We start from the raw sequence: 17,227 nt of genomic DNA on the forward strand, positions 1-17,227 counted from the left end.
GCCGACGTGTGGCACACCGACGTCACTTTCATGGAACGTCCACCGCTCGGTTCCATCCTGCGACCGGTAGTCTTGCCACCCACCGGAGGTGACACCAATTGGGCCGACGCCGAATTGGCATACCAATCATTGTCGGAGCCGGTGCGCGGACTGATCGATCAACTGACCGCGGTCCACGACGGCAACCGTGAGTTCGGCTACTACCTCAAGCACAAGCGCGGCGGCAAAGGCAATACGTGGGATGGTCGGGAAGTGACCGAGCTGACTCCGGTACGGCACCCGGTGGTGCGGGTGCATCCGGAGACCGGCCGCCGGGCGATTTTCGTGAATCCGGGATTCACCTCGCATATCGAAGGTGTGTCCGACGCCGAGAGCCGAGGAATTCTTGATCTGCTCTACGCGCATCTGACCAAGCCGGAACATATCGTCCGGCACCGTTGGCAGCTCGGCGATTTGGTGTTGTGGGACAACAGAAATACGCTCCACTACGCCAATCGCGACTACGTCGACTTCGACGGCGGGCAACGACGGATCATGCATCGGGTGACCCTGCGCGGGGATATCCCGGTTGGGTTGAGCGCTTAAGAGCGACTACTCCCGGATCAGCGCGATTGCCTGCGCGCGGTCGCGCACACCGAGTTTCGCGAAGAGCGAGTTGATGTGGGTCTTCACCGTGGAGACTCCGACGAACAGTTTCGCGGCGATCTCGGCGTTACTCAGGCCGTCGCCAACCAGCGTCGCGACCTCGGCCTCCCGGCCGGTGAGTTGTGGAAACCGTTGCGCCACAGACGATGTAACTGGCGGTAGTGTTGGGCTCGGTGTCGCAAGGTTTTCGACGATCCGCGCGCCAACCTGGGCGCCGAAAGTCGCTTGACCGCGGGCGACTGATCGAACCGCTGCCGCGAGTTCGGCTCGACCCGCGTCCTTGGTCAGATAGCCGCGTGCGCCGGCCCGTAACGCGGTGAAAATCGACTCGTCGTCGGCATACGTAGTGAGCACCAAGACCGCTGTTTGCGGCCGTTCGGCGAGGATGCGTCGCGTTGCTTCCACCCCGTCGATTCCGGGCATTCGCAGATCCATCAGCACGACGTCGGGCTTTGTCGACGCGGCCTCGGCAATTGCATCCGCGCCGTCGCCTACCGATCCGACGACGTCGATGTCGTCATGGAGGGAGAGCACGGTAACCAGCCCGTCGCGGACGATGGCCTGGTCGTCGACGACGAGGACGGTAATCATCGATTCACTCATTCCGCTTGCCCCGGCATCCGCAGAAGAGCGGCCACCCGAAACTCTCCGGCGCGGGAATCAGCTTCTGCGACAAGGGAACTGTCATTTGCCAGTGCGATGAACCGTTCGCGCATCCCTAGCAGCCCGTGACCTCCACCGGACGCCGCGAGTGCGGTGCTGGCAGACAGCGGGTTGGTCACGGTGAACGTCACCCGATCATCATGCCAGTGCATTTCGATAGCCACCGGCGATCCGGCGGCGTGTTTGCGGGCGTTGCTCAGTGATTCCTGGATGGTACGGCGGATGATGTCGGCATGATTCGCCGGGACGCGGTCGGTGCGTCCGTCGCTGACCAGATTCGCGGTACCCCCAACGCTTCGGTGCGCGGCGAGCAGATCTTCGATGTCGGCCAGGACCGCGGCCGAATCGACAGCGGGTCCGACGATGGCGGGATCGCGCAGAGCTGCGACGGCGCGACGCGCATCACCGAGACCTTGTGCGGCCAAAGTCCTTGCCGCGCCGACACGTTCGGCGGCGGCCTCTGCCTTGCCAGACTCGAGTAACGCTTCGGCGGCGTCAAGTTGAATCACCAATCCGCCCAGACTGTGTGCCAGTAGGTCGTGCAGGTCACGGGCGAGTGCTACCCGTCGAGCTTCATCGCGTGCGGCAAACTCCCTCTCGCGCAACAACTCTAAAGCGTCGTCGGAGATTCGGGTCTGACGTCGCGAGAACCCGAGGAGCCCCGCTATGACGATGCCGCCCATCATCGCAAGTACCGAAATGGCCGGGATGTCGGCGACCACCGCACCGATACCGACGGCGACTATTCCGAGTGCTCCGGCGAAAACTCCGCAGAACAGGGGGTATTCGGTTGCGCCGATCAGCGCGCCGACCGCGATCACCACCGGGACTAAAGCAAGTCCCGAGGTACCTGCCGAGGCTAGCCCTCCGGTCAGCGTGGCCAGAAGCGCACAGGCGACCTCGGCTCCGACATTGGTGTGCCGGGCCGGCACCAGCCGATCAGCGATGCGCAGAACGACTGAGGAAGCGAACCAGGCGGCGACCGCGAGATAGGCGAGGATGTTTACCCACAGCGGTCGAGTCTCGCCGGTAAGCGACCAGACGACCACACCGACGCCGAGCAGATGGAGCGCGATGCTCATACTGCTCGGCGGTGGCTGGGAGTTCATCGCTCCATCATGACCGCAGCGCGTCACGATATGGGGTCATCGGGGCAGCGGCGTGGCGTGTCAATCGGCCGGCGAAGACGAATGTGTTTCCGGCTCGGTTGGCCGCGAACGCGAGCAGGATGATGCCGGTCGAGGCGGCCAACTGAGCGCCGCTGACATGTGCGATGACGGCGAGTCCGACGCGGGCAGCGATCATCAGTCCCCAGAGTGCCAATCCCCAGGGGGCGGTGCGGGATTCGTAGAGGGCCAGGTAGCGATCGTCTCGGCCGAGTCGGACAGGTTCGGGAAGGCGGCGGAAATGCGCAGCGGCACCCATCCAGGCGCCGATCGCCAGCGAGGTCACGAGCTCGACGGCGATCAACGTGACGTCCAGTGCGCTGAACCGGCCGTCCGTGGTTCCCAGAATCGCCAGCCCGACGACACCCAAAATTATTGGTAGCCGCCACATCTGGGAGATGTCCACCGGACGCCAGGTCAGTTGCCGGCGGCCGAGGAAGACGATGAGTCCGATGACGAGGATCGCGTCGACGAAGTACTGAGGTGACATCTGCTTGTCCTTTCGGGGAGGTGTGTTTGTCTGCAATCAGAATGCTGCGAGGCGGCGTTGATCAGATCCCCCCGCGGGTGGAGGTGTGGGTGGAGATTTCTGGAGGCGCCGAAGTGGGTATTCAACTAAAGGGTTGACGAGCGAGGCGAGAGGAGGTCTACTTGTATTCAACCAATTCATTGAATAAGGAGGTGATACCCGAACATGGCCGATCAACTGTCGCGGGTGTTCGCCGCACTGGCGGATCCGACTAGACGTGACATCGTCGCCCGTCTCACCGCGGCCGACGCGACGGTGAGTGAACTCGCCGAACCTTATGACGTAAGCATTCAGGCAGTTTCCAAGCACCTCAAGGTATTACAGGACGCCGGGCTCGTCACCCGGTCACGTGAGGCGCAGAAGCGGCCGGTCCATTTGGAAGCGGAGGTATTCGATCTCATGACCAAATGGATTGAACGCTACCGACGTCAAGCCGAGGCACGTTACCAACGACTCGACGCACTGCTGGCCGACATCAACGTCGGACCGCAAGCACAAACCGAAAGTTCAAAACCCAAGAAAGGCAAAGCATCATGACTACCCAACATGTCGAGGCCGCCATCGAAGCGGACCCCAACCTGCCAATCATTCGCATCACGCGGGACTTCAATGCCACTGCCGCACAACTCATTAAGGCACACACCGACCCCGAGCTCTTCGCGAAATGGGTCGGCCCTGACGGTATGGACACCCGCATCGTCGTCTGGGATGCCCGCAACGGTGGGGAGTGGCGTTATGTCGCTGGCCGCGACGGTGAAGAGTACGGCTTCCGCGGCTGCTTCCACACCATCAGCGATGACCGCATCGTTCAGACTTTTACCTTCGAGGGGATGCCCGACGACGTCTCGTTGGAGAGTCTGCGTTTCGAGGACCTGGGTGATGGCCGCACGCGGCTGCATGCTCAGTCGCTCGTCGACAGCATCGAAAGTCGTGACGCCTGGCTGGCGTCGGGAATGGAAGTCGGCGTCGACCAGGGCTATGCGAAGCTCGACAGCCTTCTCGCGGCCGGGGCGATCTGATGACTACCGGACTCGCCGACCTCGAGCCGGCGCAGCGACATCGTGCCATCGCCGATGACTTCGCGAAATACGTTGCCGCTACTGATGATTGGGATGCTCAGTCGCCGGTCGAGGGCTGGGTGGCGCGCGACGTCGTGCGCCACCTCGTCGAATGGTTTCCGTCGTTCCTCGCCGACGGTGGAATCACTCTGGAATCCTCACCGTCGGTCGACGACGATCCGGCGGTCGCTTGGGCCGCCCATGCCGGGGCTGTGCAAGCGTTGCTCGACGGCGGCGATGCGCAGTCCGAGTTCACCCACCCGAGAGCGGGCACCTATCCGCTGTCGACGGCGATCGACATGTTCTATACGGCTGATGTCTTCATGCACACCTGGGACCTCGCGCGGTCATCTGGCGTCACTCCCGAGCTCGACGAACAGTTCGCGTCGAACCTGCTCGCGGGGATGGCGCCGATCGAGGAGATGCTGCGCTCTTCCGGGCAGTACGGGCCGGCCAAGCCTGTCGCCGACGACGCGTCGGCAGTGGTGAAACTCGCCGCGTTCATCGGGCGCGACCCAGCCTGAGCAGCGCAAACCCGACCTTGTCGGACAAACCCCGCGCGAAACGGCGTCGGGGATGTCCGGCGAGGTCGGGTTTGCGAGTGGGGCGGTAGCGGTGGCCAGCCGGGCTATTCGTGGCGGTAGCCGGATTTCGCGGAGTAGCGTTGACCGGGTGGCAGATCAAGACACCCCCACCGCCAATTCTCACCCCACCGAATCTCGACCGCCGTCGCCGCGCACACTCGGCGAGCTGCGCGCCAGCGGGCATGTGCAACGCGACGTCCGCGACGAGATCCGCAACAACCTGCTGACCGCACTGCGCGAGGGGGTTGACCCGTGGCCGGGCATCGTCGGCTTCGAGGCGACCGTCGTGCCGCAGTTGGAACGCGCGTTGATCGCCGGCCACGACGTGGTGATGCTCGGTGAACGCGGTCAAGGCAAGACACGCGTACTGCGGACTCTGGTCGGATTGCTCGATGAATGGACCCCGGTTATCGCGGGCTCCGAACTGGGTGAGCACCCCTACGAACCGATCACCCCGGCGTCGATTCGCCGCGCCGCCGATCTGCTCGACGATCTGCCAATCGAATGGCGCCACCGCGACGAGCGATACAGCGAAAAGCTTGCGACACCGGACACGTCGGTCGCTGACCTCGTCGGTGATATCGACCCGATGAAGGTTGCCGAGGGGCGCAGTCTTGGAGATCCGGAGACCATTCACTTCGGGCTCATTCCGCGCGCGCATCGCGGCATCATCGCGATCAACGAATTGCCCGACCTCGCCGAGCGTATCCAGGTTTCGATGCTAAATGTCATGGAGGAGCGCGACATTCAGGTGCGCGGCTACTCCCTGCGCCTACCGCTAGACGTCCTGGTGCTGGCCAGTGCCAACCCGGAGGACTACACCAATCGCGGACGTATCATCACGCCGCTCAAAGACCGATTCGGTGCCGAGATTCGCACTCATTATCCGTTGGATCTCGACGACGAGGTCGAGGTCATCGAGCAGGAAGCCGACCTCACCGCGACGGTTCCGACGTTTATCATCGAGATTTTGGCGAGGTTCACCCGATACGTGCGTGACCACCCGTCCGTCGATCAGCGTTCCGGCGTGTCAGCGCGGTTCGCGATCGCCGGCGCGGAAACGGTTGCGGCAGCGGCACTTCACCGTGCCGCACTACTTGGCGAAGATGTGCCGGTTGCCCGTGTCGTCGACCTTGAGTCGGTGATCGAGGTGTTGCGCGGCAAGATCGAATTCGAGTCCGGCGAGCAGGGGCGCGAATTAGAGATCCTCGAACACCTGCTGCGCAAGTCCGTTGCCGATACCGTCCGCGCGCATTTGGGCGGCATCGACATGGCTCCGCTGGTCACCGCATTGGAGAGCGGCGAACCGGTGGTCACCGGCGATCGGGTGACGGCCGTCGAATTGCTTGGTGCACTTCCTGATCCGGCACATACGGCGCCGGTCGTCGACGCGCTCGCCGAACGTTTCGAAGCGACCAGCGACGGCGAACGGGCGAGCGCCCTGGAACTTGCGCTGGAAGGACTGTTCCTCGCGCGTCGAATCAGTAAAGAAGCCGACGATGCCGGGCAGACCGTCTACGGCTGAACCCTGAGCGGAGATACGATGGCCGACAAGAATTTTCACCGATCTCGTTATCGTCCCTACGTCGACGGTCCAGATCCGTTGGCGCCGCCCGTTGACTTGCGTGAAGCACTCTCCGAAATCGGCGATGACGTGATGAGTGGAGTGTCGCCCCAACGGGCGTTACGCGAATTGCTGCGGCGTGGCTCGCAGAATATGCGCGGTCTCGATCAATTGCGCGAGCAGATCAACCGCCGCCGGAATCAGCTTCTGCGCGAACGGAATTTGGACGGGACATTCGCGGAGATTCGTGAACTTCTCGATCAGGCGGTACTCGACGAGCGTAAGCAGCTCGCCCGCGATCTCGACGACGACGCACGCTTCGCGGAGATGCAGATCAGTAACCTGCCGTCGTCGACAGCGCAGGCGGTCGAGGAGCTGGCATCGTATGACTGGCGCAGCCAGCAGGCCCGCGAGGCCTACGACAAGATCAAAGACCTGCTTGGACGGGAACTGCTCGATCAGCGTTTCGCCGGGATGAAGCAAACCATGGAGGGCGCGACAGATCAGGACCGCCAAGAGATTTCGGAGATGCTGTCTGATCTCAATGATCTGCTCGCCGCTCACAACCGTGGGGAAGACACGACCGAACAGTTCAACGAATTCATGGAACGTCACGGTGATCATTTCCCGGAGAACCCGCAGAGCACCGAAGAGCTGATCGACTCGCTGGCACAGCGTTCGGCGGCGGCGCAACAGTTCTACAATTCGTTGTCGCCCGAACAGCAGGCCGAGTTAGATCAGCTGGCGCAGCAGGCGTTTGGGTCGCCCGAGCTGATGAATCAGTTGTCACAGATGGACTCGTTGTTGCGTGACGCGCGCCCTGGCCTCGATTGGGATAACGCGCAGTCGTTCTCCGGAGACCGGCCAATGGGGTTCGGCGAAGGTGCCGCGGCAATACGCGATATCTCCGAACTGGAAGCATTGAGCGAGCAACTGTCGCAACAGTATGCGGGTGCCGAACTGGCCGATTTGGATCTAGACGCACTCGAACGTCATCTTGGTCCCGAGGCCGTCGCCGACGCGCGGACGTTGGCCGAATTGGAAAAAGCGTTGTCGGAGCAGGGATTCTTCGAGAAGACCAGTGAGGGTGAGCTGCGGCTGAGTCCGAAAGCCATGCGGCAGTTGGGACAAGCTATCTTTTCCGATGTCGCGCAACAGCTTTCGGGACGGTCGGGTGACCGGCGGACCAGGCAGACCGGCCTGCTCGGTGAGCCGACCGGCGCGTCGCGAGAGTGGGAATTCGGCGACACCGACCCGTGGGACACCACCCGCACGATCACCAACGCGTTGGTACGCACCGCGGGTGACGGTTCGGCGCGGTCGGGCAGTGTGCGCCTGGACGTACGCGACGTCGAGGTAATCGATACCGAGGCACGTACGCAGGCCGCTGTCGTGCTGCTGATCGATACGTCGTTCTCCATGGAGATGGAGGGGCGCTGGACCCCGATGAAGCGGACCGCAATCGCGTTGAACCACTTGATCTCTACCCGCTTCCGGACCGATGAACTGCATCTGATCGCATTCGGCCGGTACGCCCGCTCGATCGATGTCGCGGAGCTGACCGGACTCTCGCCCAGAATGGAACAGGGCACCAATCTGCATCATGCTTTGCTGCTCGCGCAGCGCCATCTGCGGCGATTCCCCAATGCGCAACCAGTGGTGTTGATCGTGACCGACGGCGAGCCGACCGCGCATCTCGATCCATCCGGTGAACCGTTCTTCTTCTACCCGCCGCATCCGCAGACGATCGCATTGACGGTCCGTGAACTCGACCACGTGGCCCGGATGGGTTCGCAGATAACGATTTTCCGGTTAGGAGAGGACCCCGGTTTAGCCGAGTTCATCGATCACATCGCTCGTCGGGTGGGGGGACGAGTGGTCGCGCCGGATATCGACGGCCTCGGCGCGGCGGTGGTCGGGGACTACTTGCGGTCGAGGAGAGGCTAGGGCGGCAGTTACCCCACGGCTGGAATGCGGTTCGCGACAATTATTGGCGTGAACGTCGGAATATCTGTGGGGTAGCTACGCCAATAACACTGCGATCAGCGTAATTACCGGGATCGATGCCAATGTCGTGACCAACGCGGAATCGCGGGCCAGCACTTCACCGCGCCGATAGCGGGTCGCGTATACGAACACGTTCTGCGCCGTCGGCAATGCCGAGATGACCACTTGAGCCAGTAACTGATGTCCGGTCTGGCCGAAACCCCAGCGAGCGATCGCGTAGACCAAAACCGGCATCGCCACCATCTTCAATACCGTGGCCAATACGACGTCGCGACGCGGACTGTCGCCCTTTCGTAAAATTTTGACCCCGGTCAGCGATAGACCGAAGGCGAGTAGGGCTAACGGGACCGACGCTTCGCCGAGCATCTTCATCGGTTCGAGCACGGCGTTCGGCGGGTGCCAGTCCAGAAGCGAAAACGCAAGTCCGGCAACCCCTCCCAGCACGATCGGATTGGTCAGCGGTGCGATGACGGCATCTCGCAGGGTCGATGTGCCCTCGGTGCCCGCAAGCGCGGTGACATCAAGTGTCACCAGCGCAATCGGTGAGTACAGGAGGATCTGGAAGAGCAGCAGCGGTGCGATGAAAGACGCGTCGTCGAGGACGAAGATCGCGATGGGCAGCCCCAGATTGACGCTGTTCACATACGACGACGACAACGCACCGATTACCACTTCGGGCATCGCGCGGCCGAGCAGGAATTTGGCCACAACGGCGTAGACCGCACCGATGATCAGCGCGCTTGCCCCGGCGATAACTAACGTCGAGGAGAAGACCACCGAAAGGTCAGTGGTCAACAGGGAATGGAACAGCAGGGCCGGCGTGCAGACGAAGAACACGAGGCGAGATAGCACCCCGGTCGCGGATGGTCCGAGAACCTTCGTCCGACCCAGCACCAGGCCGACGGCCACCACGATGAAGATGACGGTGAAGCCTGAGATGACGCCGGACACGGCAAGCCAGTGTATGTCTCAAGGCGGGTCGTTGACACACGGCGTCGGCGGCCAGCCGGCGGTAGCCGAAGCGAAGTGGCTCGATGGCTGTCGCCGGTCGGGTGTTGTCTATTCTAGTTACCTCGTGGTCGTAATCTTCGAACGTCGGGTAACGCCACCGTCGGAAATGAGTGAGAGTATGGAGTCATGACCGGACCTGATATGTCCAAGCCAGGGCCCTCTGCGGAGCCTGGTGCCTATGACCAAACTCAGCTGCGTGACATCTCCAAGATGGATCTCAATAAGCAGCCACCCTCCGACGACTTCGCGCCTACACCTACGCCGACGTCAGACTCAGCTCCGATCCCGGACTATCAACAGCCGTCGACGCCGTATATCGCTCCGGGTGCCGATAGCCAGCCAAGCTACCCGGGCTATCCACCGCAGTCGTACCCGTCACAACCGGCCTATCCCGCGTACCCCCAGCCCGCCTACCCTCAGCCTGGTTACCCGGTTCAGCAGCCCTACGGTGTGCAGTACCCGGGTTATGGCTATGCGCCGCGCTCGACCAACGGTAAAGCGGTAGCCTCGATGATCTTGAGCCTGCTCGGTATCTTCGCGACCTGCGGAGTTCTTGGTATCCCTGGCGTCATTCTGGGGCATATAGCCAAGAAGGAGATCGACGAGTCCAACGGCACTCAGGATGGCGCGGGCATGGCGCTCGCCGGAATCATCATGGGCTGGATAAGCGTGGTGTTCATCGCTGCCTTCGTCATTTTCATTCTGATCGGAATCATCGCCAGCTCGTCGGCCTGACCGCTCGTTTTGGACTAAACCGAGCAGTTCGGTAGTCTTGACTGGTTGTATGCCGCTCCCGACCGGGGTCTGCTGGTGTACGCACACCAGAGACTCGCACGGTATACCTGCACGGAACCTGCATTATTGAGAAGGGCTTAATCATGGCTGTACCTAAGCGCCGGATGTCGCGGGCCAACTCCCGTAGCCGTCGTTCGCAGTGGAAGGCGGACAACCCGGCATTGCAAGAGACCAAGGTGAACGGGGTTGCCCAGCGCATTCCGCGCCGCCTAGTCAAGGCTGCTCAGCTCGGCCTGGTCGATCTCGACCGTCGCTAGAAGGACTTAGCCAAACCCCCATCGCCCGGATCGTCGGGCGGTGGGGGTTTGTTCGTCTCTACCCGCTTGCCAAGAATTAGTTGTAATCCTACAATTCTTGTGTGAATACAAGCATCACCGAGCTGAACCCGCGCCAAAAGGCGTTGGTCCTGCTCACCTGCAGTCTGAGTCTGCTGATCTCGTCGATGGACATCACCATCGTCAACGTCGCGCTGCCCGACATCCGCACCGATCTCGGCGCTGGCGTGTCGAGCCTGCAGTGGGTCGTCGACGTCTACACGCTCACGCTGGCCAGCTTGCTGATGGTCTCCGGCGCGATGGCGGACCGCTTCGGTCGACGCCGGATATTCCGCATCGGGTTGGTGATCTTCGCGCTCGGGTCCTTGCTGTGCAGCCTCGCGCCGACCATCGGGGTGCTGATCGCCGCTCGATTCTTGCAGGCGGTTGGTGGGTCGATGCTCAATCCGGTCGCGATGTCGATTATCACCGCGACCTTCACCGACCGCGTCGAACGCGCTCGGGCGATCGGGGTGTGGGGCGCGGTTGTCGGGGTTTCGACGGCGATCGGTCCGATGGTCGGCGGCTTTCTCATCCACGCGCTCGGGTGGCAATCGGTGTTCTGGATCAACCTGCCGATCGTCGCTGTCGCACTTGCCGGAACGTTCTTGGTGGTGCCCGAATCCAAGGCCGCGCGATCACGAAGCTTCGACCCGATCGGGCAGCTGCTCGCCGTCGTCACGATGTTTACCGTGGTGTTCGCGCTCATCGAGAAGATGCCGCTGCTTATCGTCATCAGTGTGATCGCGGGCGCGGCGTTCATCGTCCACGAGCGTCGCTATCGCTCGCCGTTCCTGGACCTGCGGTTCTTCCGCAGTGTGCCGTTCTCGGCAGCGACGATCACGGCCGTCTGCGCATTCGCGGGGTTTGGCGCGTTCTTGTTCACGATGTCGATCTATTTACAGGGGACTCGCGGGTTATCGCCGGTGCAGGCCGGCGCGATGTTCTTGCCGATGGCTCTCGCGGTCCTGGTGTTGTCGCCATTGTCGGGGCGGTTCGTCGGGAAATACGGTGCCCGACCGTCGCTGGTCGGCGGCGGCGTATTGATGACCCTCGCGGCCGGAGCACTCACCGGCGTCGGCGCTACGACGTCGCTCGTGGAGGTCGCGCTGATCTTCGCGGTTTTCGGTATGGGATTCGGTCTGCTCAATGCTCCGATCACCAACGCTGCCGTCAGTGGTATGCCGGTGGACCAGGCTGGTGCCGCGGCAGCGGTCGCGTCGTCGAGCCGTCAGGTGGGTATCACCTTTGGAGTGGCGCTGTGCGGTCAACTGTCGGGTGCTGGACTGTGGTGGACGGTGACCGGACTCGCTGCGATAGTCGCGGTGCTCGGCGTCGCGGCCACGGGGGCGGCGGCCGAACGATCGCGGCAGTCGGTTGCCGATCTACTCGATGGTGCATCGGAGTCGACCCGTGTCTGAACCGGTTGCGTCGGCCGATGAAGTGTGGAAGTTGTTGGTACGCATCGCGATTGACGACCGAGATGGCTGGCGTCGGGCGGTCGCCGAATGCACCGGAGTGGCGTTCAGTCGTATCCGGGTTCTCAAGAGGCTCGACCGCGGTGGAGCGATGACACTCAAGGAACTGGCTCATGCCGCCGCGCTTGATCAACCGGCCACCACGGTCGCGATCAACGAACTCGAGGGTCGTGGCATGGTCGTGCGCGACGTCGACCCGGGGGATCGGCGTCGCAAACTGGTGTCGATCACCGACGTCGGGCGGACGGTCGTCGAGCGCGCGCACGCGGTACCTGATCCTGCGCCAAAAGCGTTGCAGGAGTTCAGTTCTGACGACCTCGCGGCGCTGCGCGAACTGCTCGGTCGGCTGGAGCCCTGACGCCCGCCCCGGGAAAATCGTCCGAATACTTCCTAACCTGGGGCAATATGCCCTCGGCTAGGTGCTATTCGGACGATTTTCCCGGTGGGGCGGACGACCTCGACTACTGCGCGATCAGCTTATTCACTTGGCGCGAAACGAAATTCGGCACGAACTTGCTTGCGTTGCTGAGGACCTTGGTCTGGACGCCGACCGAATAGTGCGTGCGGTGCACCAGTTTGTCGCTCGACGTCGGATGCACTGACGTCCAGATGCGGTCGGCGACCTGCTCGGGTGTAATCCGAACCCCGAGAGTCTTGGTCGATTTCGCATCATTCTCGGCCAGCGCGGTCTTTGCCCATAGCGGCCAAATCGCGACCACGCGGATGTCGTGCGGTTCCCATTCCAGCTCAAGAGCTTCGGTCAAGCCCGCGACGTAGAACTTCGACGCGCTGTAGGTCGCGATGTCGGGTTGACCGTAGATCGCCGACGCCGACGCGATATTCACCAGGTGAGAGCCCTCGGTGTCACGCAAGTAAGGGAAAGCCACCTGGGCGCCGAGTGTCACGCCCAGCACGTCGATGTCGATCTGACGCTTGACGGCATCGGCCGAGATCTCGTTGAGCTGGCCGGCGACGAGGATGCCCGCGTTGTTATCGAGAACGTCGAGTTTGCCGTCGGTATGCGAGGTGAAGTCGGCGAGAGCCTGTTCCCACTGCTTTTCATCCCGGACGTCGAGGGTTCCGACGATAAATTCGGGATTCTCTGCTTTGACGGCGTCGAGCGCCTTCAGGTCGACGTCGTAGATACCGACGGTCCAGCCTTCGCGAGCGAATCGATGCGCCGTGGCGAGGCCGATGCCGGCGGCTCCGCCGGAGATGAAAATCGATGGCATGTGAGGTAGCCCTCTTTTCTATTGTGGTGGTCGCATGCACGGGGGTGAACTGGAATCTGTTCCAATTCGGTACGTCGAGGTCATTTACCTGGCGGTGGCTCGATGCTATCGTGACAACATTCATTGTCATACCATTGAGTGTTGTCACATAGTTTAGCCCGGTGAACGGGGTAAACATTACTAGGAGGTCGATTCGAGTGACTGCCACCGTATCCCCCAACAGTGCCGCCACCGCGGCCGCCGACGTCAGCACCCGCGATACCGGTGCGAGCGAAGTTTCTGAGCGACTGCTCGCGTCGGCCGCGCGCCTGTCCCGCAACGCGATGACCGAGATCGATTGGGATCTCCCGATGGATCCCGCGCAATACGGATGCAGTCCGGAGTGGTCCACGCTGTATGGCACCGACTACTGGAACGAAATGACCACCGAGCAGCAGGTCGCGCTGACCCGGCACGAGTTCGCGTCGATCATGAATATCGGTATCTGGTTCGAAATGATCCTGCAGGAGATGGTCATTCGCGACCAGTACCTCGGCGATTATCACGACCCGGAATTCCAGTTCGCGCTTACCGAGGTCGCTGACGAATGTCGCCATTCGATCATGTTCGCCAAGGCATCGGCCAAGATGGTCGGCAAGTCGTACCGGCCGTCGAAGAAGGTCGGCCGTCTCGGCAAGGTCTTCATGCGGACGGCCAAGGACGAGGTCGCCTATGCCGGCATCCTGGTGGCCGAGGAGATCCTCGACGTTTTCCAGCGCGGCTGCATGCGCGACGAGCGGGTGCTGCCGTTCATTCGCGAGATCAACGAAATCCATGTGCTCGAAGAATCGCGGCATATGAAGTTCGCGCGTGAAGAAGTCCGCGAGTCCATGAAGTCGGTCGGCAAGATTCGCCGGCAATGGAGCGCGTTCTATATCGCCTCGGCGGCGTCGTTCATCTTCTCCAGTTTGGTGCGTCCGCAGGCTTACGCCGACGCCGGTCTCGACGCCGATCGCGCACGCCAGGAAGCCAGAAATAACGAGCACTTCGCTTCGATGGTCCGCGGTGGCTGTGCTCATTTGATGGAGTTCCTCGACGAGGCAGGTTTGCTCACCAAGCCCGCGGCACGTATCTACCGCAAAGTGAATATGCTCTGATGTTCGTCATCACCCAGTCGTGTTGCAGCGATGCGGCATGTGTGGCGGTCTGTCCGGTCGACTGCATTCACCCGACGCCGGAGGAGCGTGGATTCGGCAGTTCCGACATCTTGCACATCGATCCGCAGGCGTGCATCGACTGTGGTGCGTGTGCCGACGCGTGTCCGGTTGACGCGATCTTCCCGGCAGATCGTCTCGGTACCCGCGACAAGGTATTCATCGACATCAACGCCTCCTACTACCGGGATAACGCGAATGCGAAACCGGATGAGGCGGGCGTCGCGAGTTCGGGCGCCGGGAGCGTAGCGAGCGGGCCCAGTGTTTCGGGCGCCGGGAGCGTAGCGAGCGGGCCCAGTGTTTCGGGCGCCGGGAGCGTAGCGAGCGGGCCCAGTTTTCACGGCGTTGTCTATCCGGCGCTGCCGAAGCTTCGCGCTGGAATGCGGGTTGCCATCGTGGGGACCGGGCCGTCGGGTGGCTATGCGTTGCGCACCATTCTCGACCGAACCCAGGCGCACGTCACTGTCATCGACAAGCTGCCGACACCGGGTGGGCTTGTCCGTGCCGGGGTGGCTCCCGATCATCCGAGCACCAAGAATGTCATGAAGGCGTTCGACATCCTCTACCGTGACCCGCGAGTCACCATGGCCACCAACGTCACCGTGGGTACAGATACTGCCGCGGGCGAGATAACGCCGGCCGAGCTGGCCGCTCATTTCGACGCTGTCTTTTACTGTGTCGGCGCGAGTGAGTCACGGCGCCTTGGTATTCCGGGCGAAGAGCTGCCCGGGTCGACGTCGGCTACCGATCTCGTCGCGTGGTACAACGCGGTGCCCGGAGCGTCGGCGCCGCCGATTCCGCGCCACGGGGCGGGCCGCGTGGTCATCGTCGGCACCGGCAACGTCGCGCTCGACGTCGCGCGGATCCTGGTCTCCCCGCCAGAGTTGTTGGCTACCACTGACATCGCCGATCGCGCGCTAGCTATTTTGGCGGATCAGAACGTACACGAGGTGGTGCTTCTTGGCCGGCGTGGCCAGGCCGACGCCGCCTACACCGACGCGGAATACCGTGCGCTGGAGTCGATTCCGGGGGTTGAGGTGGTAGTGCACGTCGACCCGTCAACCGTCCCCGATTTGTCCGGGCCGGCCGATCCCGCACGTCGTCGCATCATCTTCCTCTTCCACAGTTCTCCCGAGAAGATCGTGGGTAACGTTGCGGTGGAACGGGTTTCGGTCACGTCCGGGGCGAGGACGCATGATGTCGCCGCTGACCTCATGGTGCGTTCTATCGGCTATCGTTCGGTCCCGATCGGTGGACTGCCCTTCGACGACGCGCGCGGAGTGTTCCCCAACAATCAGGGTCGTCTTCTCGATGTCGATGGCGCCGTGTTGCCCGGCCAGTACGTCATCGGGTGGGCTAAACGCGGGCCCAGTGGCGGTATCGGCACTAATAAACTCGATGCCATTACCACCGTTGAAGACTTTCTCGACGACGCCGTCGCCGGCAGGTTGCGATCGCCGCTGACTCAGCCGAAAGCGTTCGCCGCATTGCTAAAGATGCGGCGCGCGAGGGTGATTGGATACCGCGGTATGCGCTCGATCGACCGTGCCGAGCGCGCTCGTGGCGCTAGCCAGGGGCGCCCACGAGTGAAGTTCACCCGGGTCGCGGACATGGTCAAAGCCGCCGGGTGGCGTAAATCCTGAGAAACTAGATCCCGCGGCAATATGCCCCGAGACGAACTGAGATGGCGATATGACCTCTTAGTTGGTCGCAGGGCATATTTCGTTAGCTTTACGACGGCCCGACCGGCCGGTAAGCAAATGACTTAGGAATCTCCCAATTGTTCCGCCGAATTGATAAGTTTGCGTGGCAGTGACCGTATTGAGAGAGTTTGAGGAGCCCCGATGACGCAGCCACCCAACCCCGGCGAGTACCCACAGGGTCAGCCCGGTGGTTACCAGCCTCCGCAGCAAGGGGGGTATCAGCCACCGCAACAGCCGGGGCAACCTCAGCCCGGTGGTTATCAGCCACCGCAACAGCCGGGGCAACCTCAGCCTGGTGGTTATCAGCCACCGCAACAGCCGGGCAGTTACCAGCCCGGCGGATATCAACCACCACAGCCGGGGCAGCCGGGTGGCTATCAGCCTCCACCGGCATCGGGCGGCCCGGATTTCGGGAAGCAGCCGGGCGAGGGGTACCAGCAGCCGGGATACCAGCAGCCGGGGTATCCGCAGGGAGGTGTCCCAGGGGATACCTCGTACAGCGTCGGCGATGCGTTTAACTGGGCGTGGAACAAGTTCACCAAGAATGCGGGACCATTGGTTCTGGCGACTCTCGCGTACGCGGTGGCTTTCGCGATAGTCGGTGCGATCTTCGGTTTCCTGATTTCCTCGCTTACGACGACGACGGAGACGCAGTCGGGATCTATCTACGGCAGCAGCTATTCGTATGAGGTGACCACGTCGAATTTCGGCGCGGGTGCCATCATCGTGACGATAATCGCCGCGCTCGTATTCTTTGTCTTGGGCGGAGCTATTATTTCGGCGTTCTTCAGCGGCATCTTCGACATCGCCGAAGGCCGCGAAGTGTCGGTCGGATCGTTCTTCAAGCCGCGTAACCTGGGCAATGTCATCTTGGCGTCAGTTCTCGTCGGAATCATCACCTACATCGGCTTCCTGCTCTGCATCATTCCGGGAATCATCGCGGCGTTCTTGCTGTGGTTTACCACCGTCGCCGTAGTTGGTCGCGGTATATCGGCAGTTGATGGCATCAAGACCAGTTACAACTTGGTGCGTGCGCGTCTAGGCGATTCGATCCTTGCCGCGTTGCTGTCTTATGTGATCATCCTGGTCGGCACGGTCCTGTGCTACGTGGGACTGCTTGTGGCGGCGCCACTTGCGGCCTTGTTCCAGGTCTATACGTTCCGGCGACTCTCCGGTGAGTCAATCGCACCGCTCACTCCGTAACAACGCATTGCGATAAGTGAATTCGATGCCCGGTGCCGCCAATACGGTGCCGGGCATCGGGCTTTTCTCAGTGAGTCTTACG

18 protein-coding genes are annotated in these 17,227 nt (G+C 62.2%); 13 read left to right on the top strand and 5 right to left on the bottom strand.

All coding sequences use genetic code 11. The features are described from left to right. Window positions 1-585, top strand: a 585-nt coding sequence (locus GOEFS_RS03145) for a TauD/TfdA dioxygenase family protein (protein WP_007316426.1), incomplete at its 5' end; no start/stop codon positions are given. A gap of 6 nt (window positions 586-591) precedes the next feature. Here GOEFS_RS03145 and GOEFS_RS03150 read toward each other — a convergent pair. The 3 genes from GOEFS_RS03150 to GOEFS_RS03160 are packed head-to-tail and all read right to left on the bottom strand — an operon-like array spanning window position 592 to window position 2,964. Continuing rightward, complete coding sequence (locus GOEFS_RS03150; protein ID WP_050949756.1) at window positions 592-1,248, bottom strand: response regulator transcription factor; 657 nt, start codon at window positions 1,246-1,248, stop codon at window positions 592-594. Then, window positions 1,245-2,417, bottom strand: coding sequence for a sensor histidine kinase (locus GOEFS_RS03155; RefSeq protein WP_007316428.1), 1,173 nt, complete (start codon window positions 2,415-2,417; stop codon window positions 1,245-1,247). The genes GOEFS_RS03150 and GOEFS_RS03155 overlap by 4 nt, the downstream gene beginning before the upstream one ends. 7 nt (window positions 2,418-2,424) lie before the next feature. Further along, window positions 2,425-2,964 carry a hypothetical protein gene (locus GOEFS_RS03160; protein ID WP_007316429.1) on the bottom strand — a complete coding sequence of 180 codons (540 nt, stop codon included), beginning with the start codon at window positions 2,962-2,964 and terminating at the stop codon, window positions 2,425-2,427. Between the two features lie 204 nt (window positions 2,965-3,168). Here GOEFS_RS03160 and GOEFS_RS03165 point away from each other — a divergent pair, with 204 nt between their 5' ends. The 5 genes from GOEFS_RS03165 (at window position 3,169) to GOEFS_RS03185 (ending at window position 8,156) form a co-directional block, all read left to right on the top strand. Beyond that, window positions 3,169-3,540: an ArsR/SmtB family transcription factor gene (locus GOEFS_RS03165; RefSeq protein WP_007316430.1), complete on the top strand. Its 372-nt coding sequence runs from the start codon at window positions 3,169-3,171 to the stop codon at window positions 3,538-3,540. Then, window positions 3,537-4,022 carry an SRPBCC family protein gene (locus GOEFS_RS03170; RefSeq protein WP_007316431.1) on the top strand — a complete coding sequence of 162 codons (486 nt, stop codon included), beginning with the start codon at window positions 3,537-3,539 and terminating at the stop codon, window positions 4,020-4,022. The genes GOEFS_RS03165 and GOEFS_RS03170 overlap by 4 nt, the downstream gene beginning before the upstream one ends. Continuing rightward, window positions 4,022-4,585: a maleylpyruvate isomerase family mycothiol-dependent enzyme gene (locus tag GOEFS_RS03175; protein ID WP_007316432.1), complete on the top strand. Its 564-nt coding sequence runs from the start codon at window positions 4,022-4,024 to the stop codon at window positions 4,583-4,585. Before GOEFS_RS03170 ends, GOEFS_RS03175 begins: the two co-directional genes overlap by 1 nt. 148 nt (window positions 4,586-4,733) lie before the next feature. Next, on the top strand, window positions 4,734-6,170 hold the full coding sequence (locus tag GOEFS_RS03180) for a sigma 54-interacting transcriptional regulator (RefSeq protein ID WP_007316433.1): 1,437 nt from the start codon (window positions 4,734-4,736) through the stop codon (window positions 6,168-6,170). Between the two features lie 18 nt (window positions 6,171-6,188). Beyond that, window positions 6,189-8,156 (top strand): vWA domain-containing protein, encoded by a 1,968-nt coding sequence (locus GOEFS_RS03185; protein ID WP_007316434.1) that lies wholly within the window; start codon window positions 6,189-6,191, stop codon window positions 8,154-8,156. Window positions 8,157-8,231: 75 nt separating this feature from the next. On the opposite strand, the gene GOEFS_RS03190 is transcribed toward GOEFS_RS03185, so the two are convergent. Next, on the bottom strand, window positions 8,232-9,167 hold the full coding sequence (locus GOEFS_RS03190; RefSeq protein WP_007316435.1) for an AEC family transporter: 936 nt from the start codon (window positions 9,165-9,167) through the stop codon (window positions 8,232-8,234). Window positions 9,168-9,353: 186 nt separating this feature from the next. Here GOEFS_RS03190 and GOEFS_RS03195 point away from each other — a divergent pair, with 186 nt between their 5' ends. From GOEFS_RS03195 to GOEFS_RS03210, 4 genes are all read left to right on the top strand, one after another. Next, window positions 9,354-9,962, top strand: a complete 609-nt coding sequence (locus tag GOEFS_RS03195; RefSeq protein WP_007316436.1) for a DUF4190 domain-containing protein — start codon at window positions 9,354-9,356, stop codon at window positions 9,960-9,962. A 143-nt stretch (window positions 9,963-10,105) separates the two neighbouring features. After that, the gene (gene rpmF / locus GOEFS_RS03200) at window positions 10,106-10,279 is read left to right on the top strand and encodes a 50S ribosomal protein L32 (protein WP_007316437.1); all 174 of its coding nucleotides are present in this window, start codon (window positions 10,106-10,108) and stop codon (window positions 10,277-10,279) included. Window positions 10,280-10,380: 101 nt separating this feature from the next. Then, complete coding sequence (locus GOEFS_RS03205) at window positions 10,381-11,757, top strand: MFS transporter (RefSeq protein WP_007316438.1); 1,377 nt, start codon at window positions 10,381-10,383, stop codon at window positions 11,755-11,757. Then, window positions 11,750-12,172, top strand: coding sequence for a MarR family winged helix-turn-helix transcriptional regulator (locus tag GOEFS_RS03210; RefSeq protein WP_007316439.1), 423 nt, complete (start codon window positions 11,750-11,752; stop codon window positions 12,170-12,172). Before GOEFS_RS03205 ends, GOEFS_RS03210 begins: the two co-directional genes overlap by 8 nt. Before the next feature lie 103 nt (window positions 12,173-12,275). Here GOEFS_RS03210 and GOEFS_RS03215 read toward each other — a convergent pair whose 3' ends face one another. Further along, window positions 12,276-13,046 carry an SDR family oxidoreductase gene (locus tag GOEFS_RS03215; protein ID WP_007316440.1) on the bottom strand — a complete coding sequence of 257 codons (771 nt, stop codon included), beginning with the start codon at window positions 13,044-13,046 and terminating at the stop codon, window positions 12,276-12,278. 197 nt (window positions 13,047-13,243) lie between these two features. Between GOEFS_RS03215 and GOEFS_RS03220 the strand changes: the two genes are divergently transcribed. The 3 genes from GOEFS_RS03220 to GOEFS_RS22740 all read left to right on the top strand — a co-directional run bounded on the left by GOEFS_RS03220 (window position 13,244) and on the right by GOEFS_RS22740 (window position 17,145). Continuing rightward, entirely contained in the window at window positions 13,244-14,182 is a 939-nt protein-coding gene (locus tag GOEFS_RS03220) for an AurF N-oxygenase family protein (RefSeq protein ID WP_007316441.1), read from the top strand. Beyond that, window positions 14,182-15,882, top strand: a complete 1,701-nt coding sequence (locus GOEFS_RS03225; RefSeq protein ID WP_007316442.1) for an FAD-dependent oxidoreductase — start codon at window positions 14,182-14,184, stop codon at window positions 15,880-15,882. The genes GOEFS_RS03220 and GOEFS_RS03225 overlap by 1 nt, the downstream gene beginning before the upstream one ends. Before the next feature lie 201 nt (window positions 15,883-16,083). Next, on the top strand, window positions 16,084-17,145 hold the full coding sequence (locus GOEFS_RS22740; protein ID WP_007316443.1) for a DUF7847 domain-containing protein: 1,062 nt from the start codon (window positions 16,084-16,086) through the stop codon (window positions 17,143-17,145). Window positions 17,146-17,227: the final 82 nt, after the last annotated feature.

This window comes from Gordonia effusa NBRC 100432 (genome assembly GCF_000241305.1).
Taxonomy (GTDB): domain Bacteria; phylum Actinomycetota; class Actinomycetes; order Mycobacteriales; family Mycobacteriaceae; genus Gordonia; species Gordonia effusa.

What these genes read in the sequence shown, in the direction of transcription:
- GOEFS_RS03150 (WP_050949756.1), bottom strand. Translation starts at nt 1,248, where the DNA reads ATGAGTGAATCGATGATTACCGTCCTCGTCGTCGACGACCAGGCCATC.
- GOEFS_RS03155 (WP_007316428.1), bottom strand. Translation starts at nt 2,417, where the DNA reads ATGAACTCCCAGCCACCGCCGAGCAGTATGAGCATCGCGCTCCATCTG.
- GOEFS_RS03160 (WP_007316429.1), bottom strand. Translation starts at nt 2,964, where the DNA reads ATGTCACCTCAGTACTTCGTCGACGCGATCCTCGTCATCGGACTCATC.
- GOEFS_RS03165 (WP_007316430.1), top strand. Translation starts at nt 3,169, where the DNA reads ATGGCCGATCAACTGTCGCGGGTGTTCGCCGCACTGGCGGATCCGACT.
- GOEFS_RS03170 (WP_007316431.1), top strand. Translation starts at nt 3,537, where the DNA reads ATGACTACCCAACATGTCGAGGCCGCCATCGAAGCGGACCCCAACCTG.
- GOEFS_RS03175 (WP_007316432.1), top strand. Translation starts at nt 4,022, where the DNA reads ATGACTACCGGACTCGCCGACCTCGAGCCGGCGCAGCGACATCGTGCC.
- GOEFS_RS03185 (WP_007316434.1), top strand. Translation starts at nt 6,189, where the DNA reads ATGGCCGACAAGAATTTTCACCGATCTCGTTATCGTCCCTACGTCGAC.
- GOEFS_RS03195 (WP_007316436.1), top strand. Translation starts at nt 9,354, where the DNA reads ATGACCGGACCTGATATGTCCAAGCCAGGGCCCTCTGCGGAGCCTGGT.
- rpmF (WP_007316437.1), top strand. Translation starts at nt 10,106, where the DNA reads ATGGCTGTACCTAAGCGCCGGATGTCGCGGGCCAACTCCCGTAGCCGT.
- GOEFS_RS03215 (WP_007316440.1), bottom strand. Translation starts at nt 13,046, where the DNA reads ATGCCATCGATTTTCATCTCCGGCGGAGCCGCCGGCATCGGCCTCGCC.
- GOEFS_RS03225 (WP_007316442.1), top strand. Translation starts at nt 14,182, where the DNA reads ATGTTCGTCATCACCCAGTCGTGTTGCAGCGATGCGGCATGTGTGGCG.
- GOEFS_RS22740 (WP_007316443.1), top strand. Translation starts at nt 16,084, where the DNA reads ATGACGCAGCCACCCAACCCCGGCGAGTACCCACAGGGTCAGCCCGGT.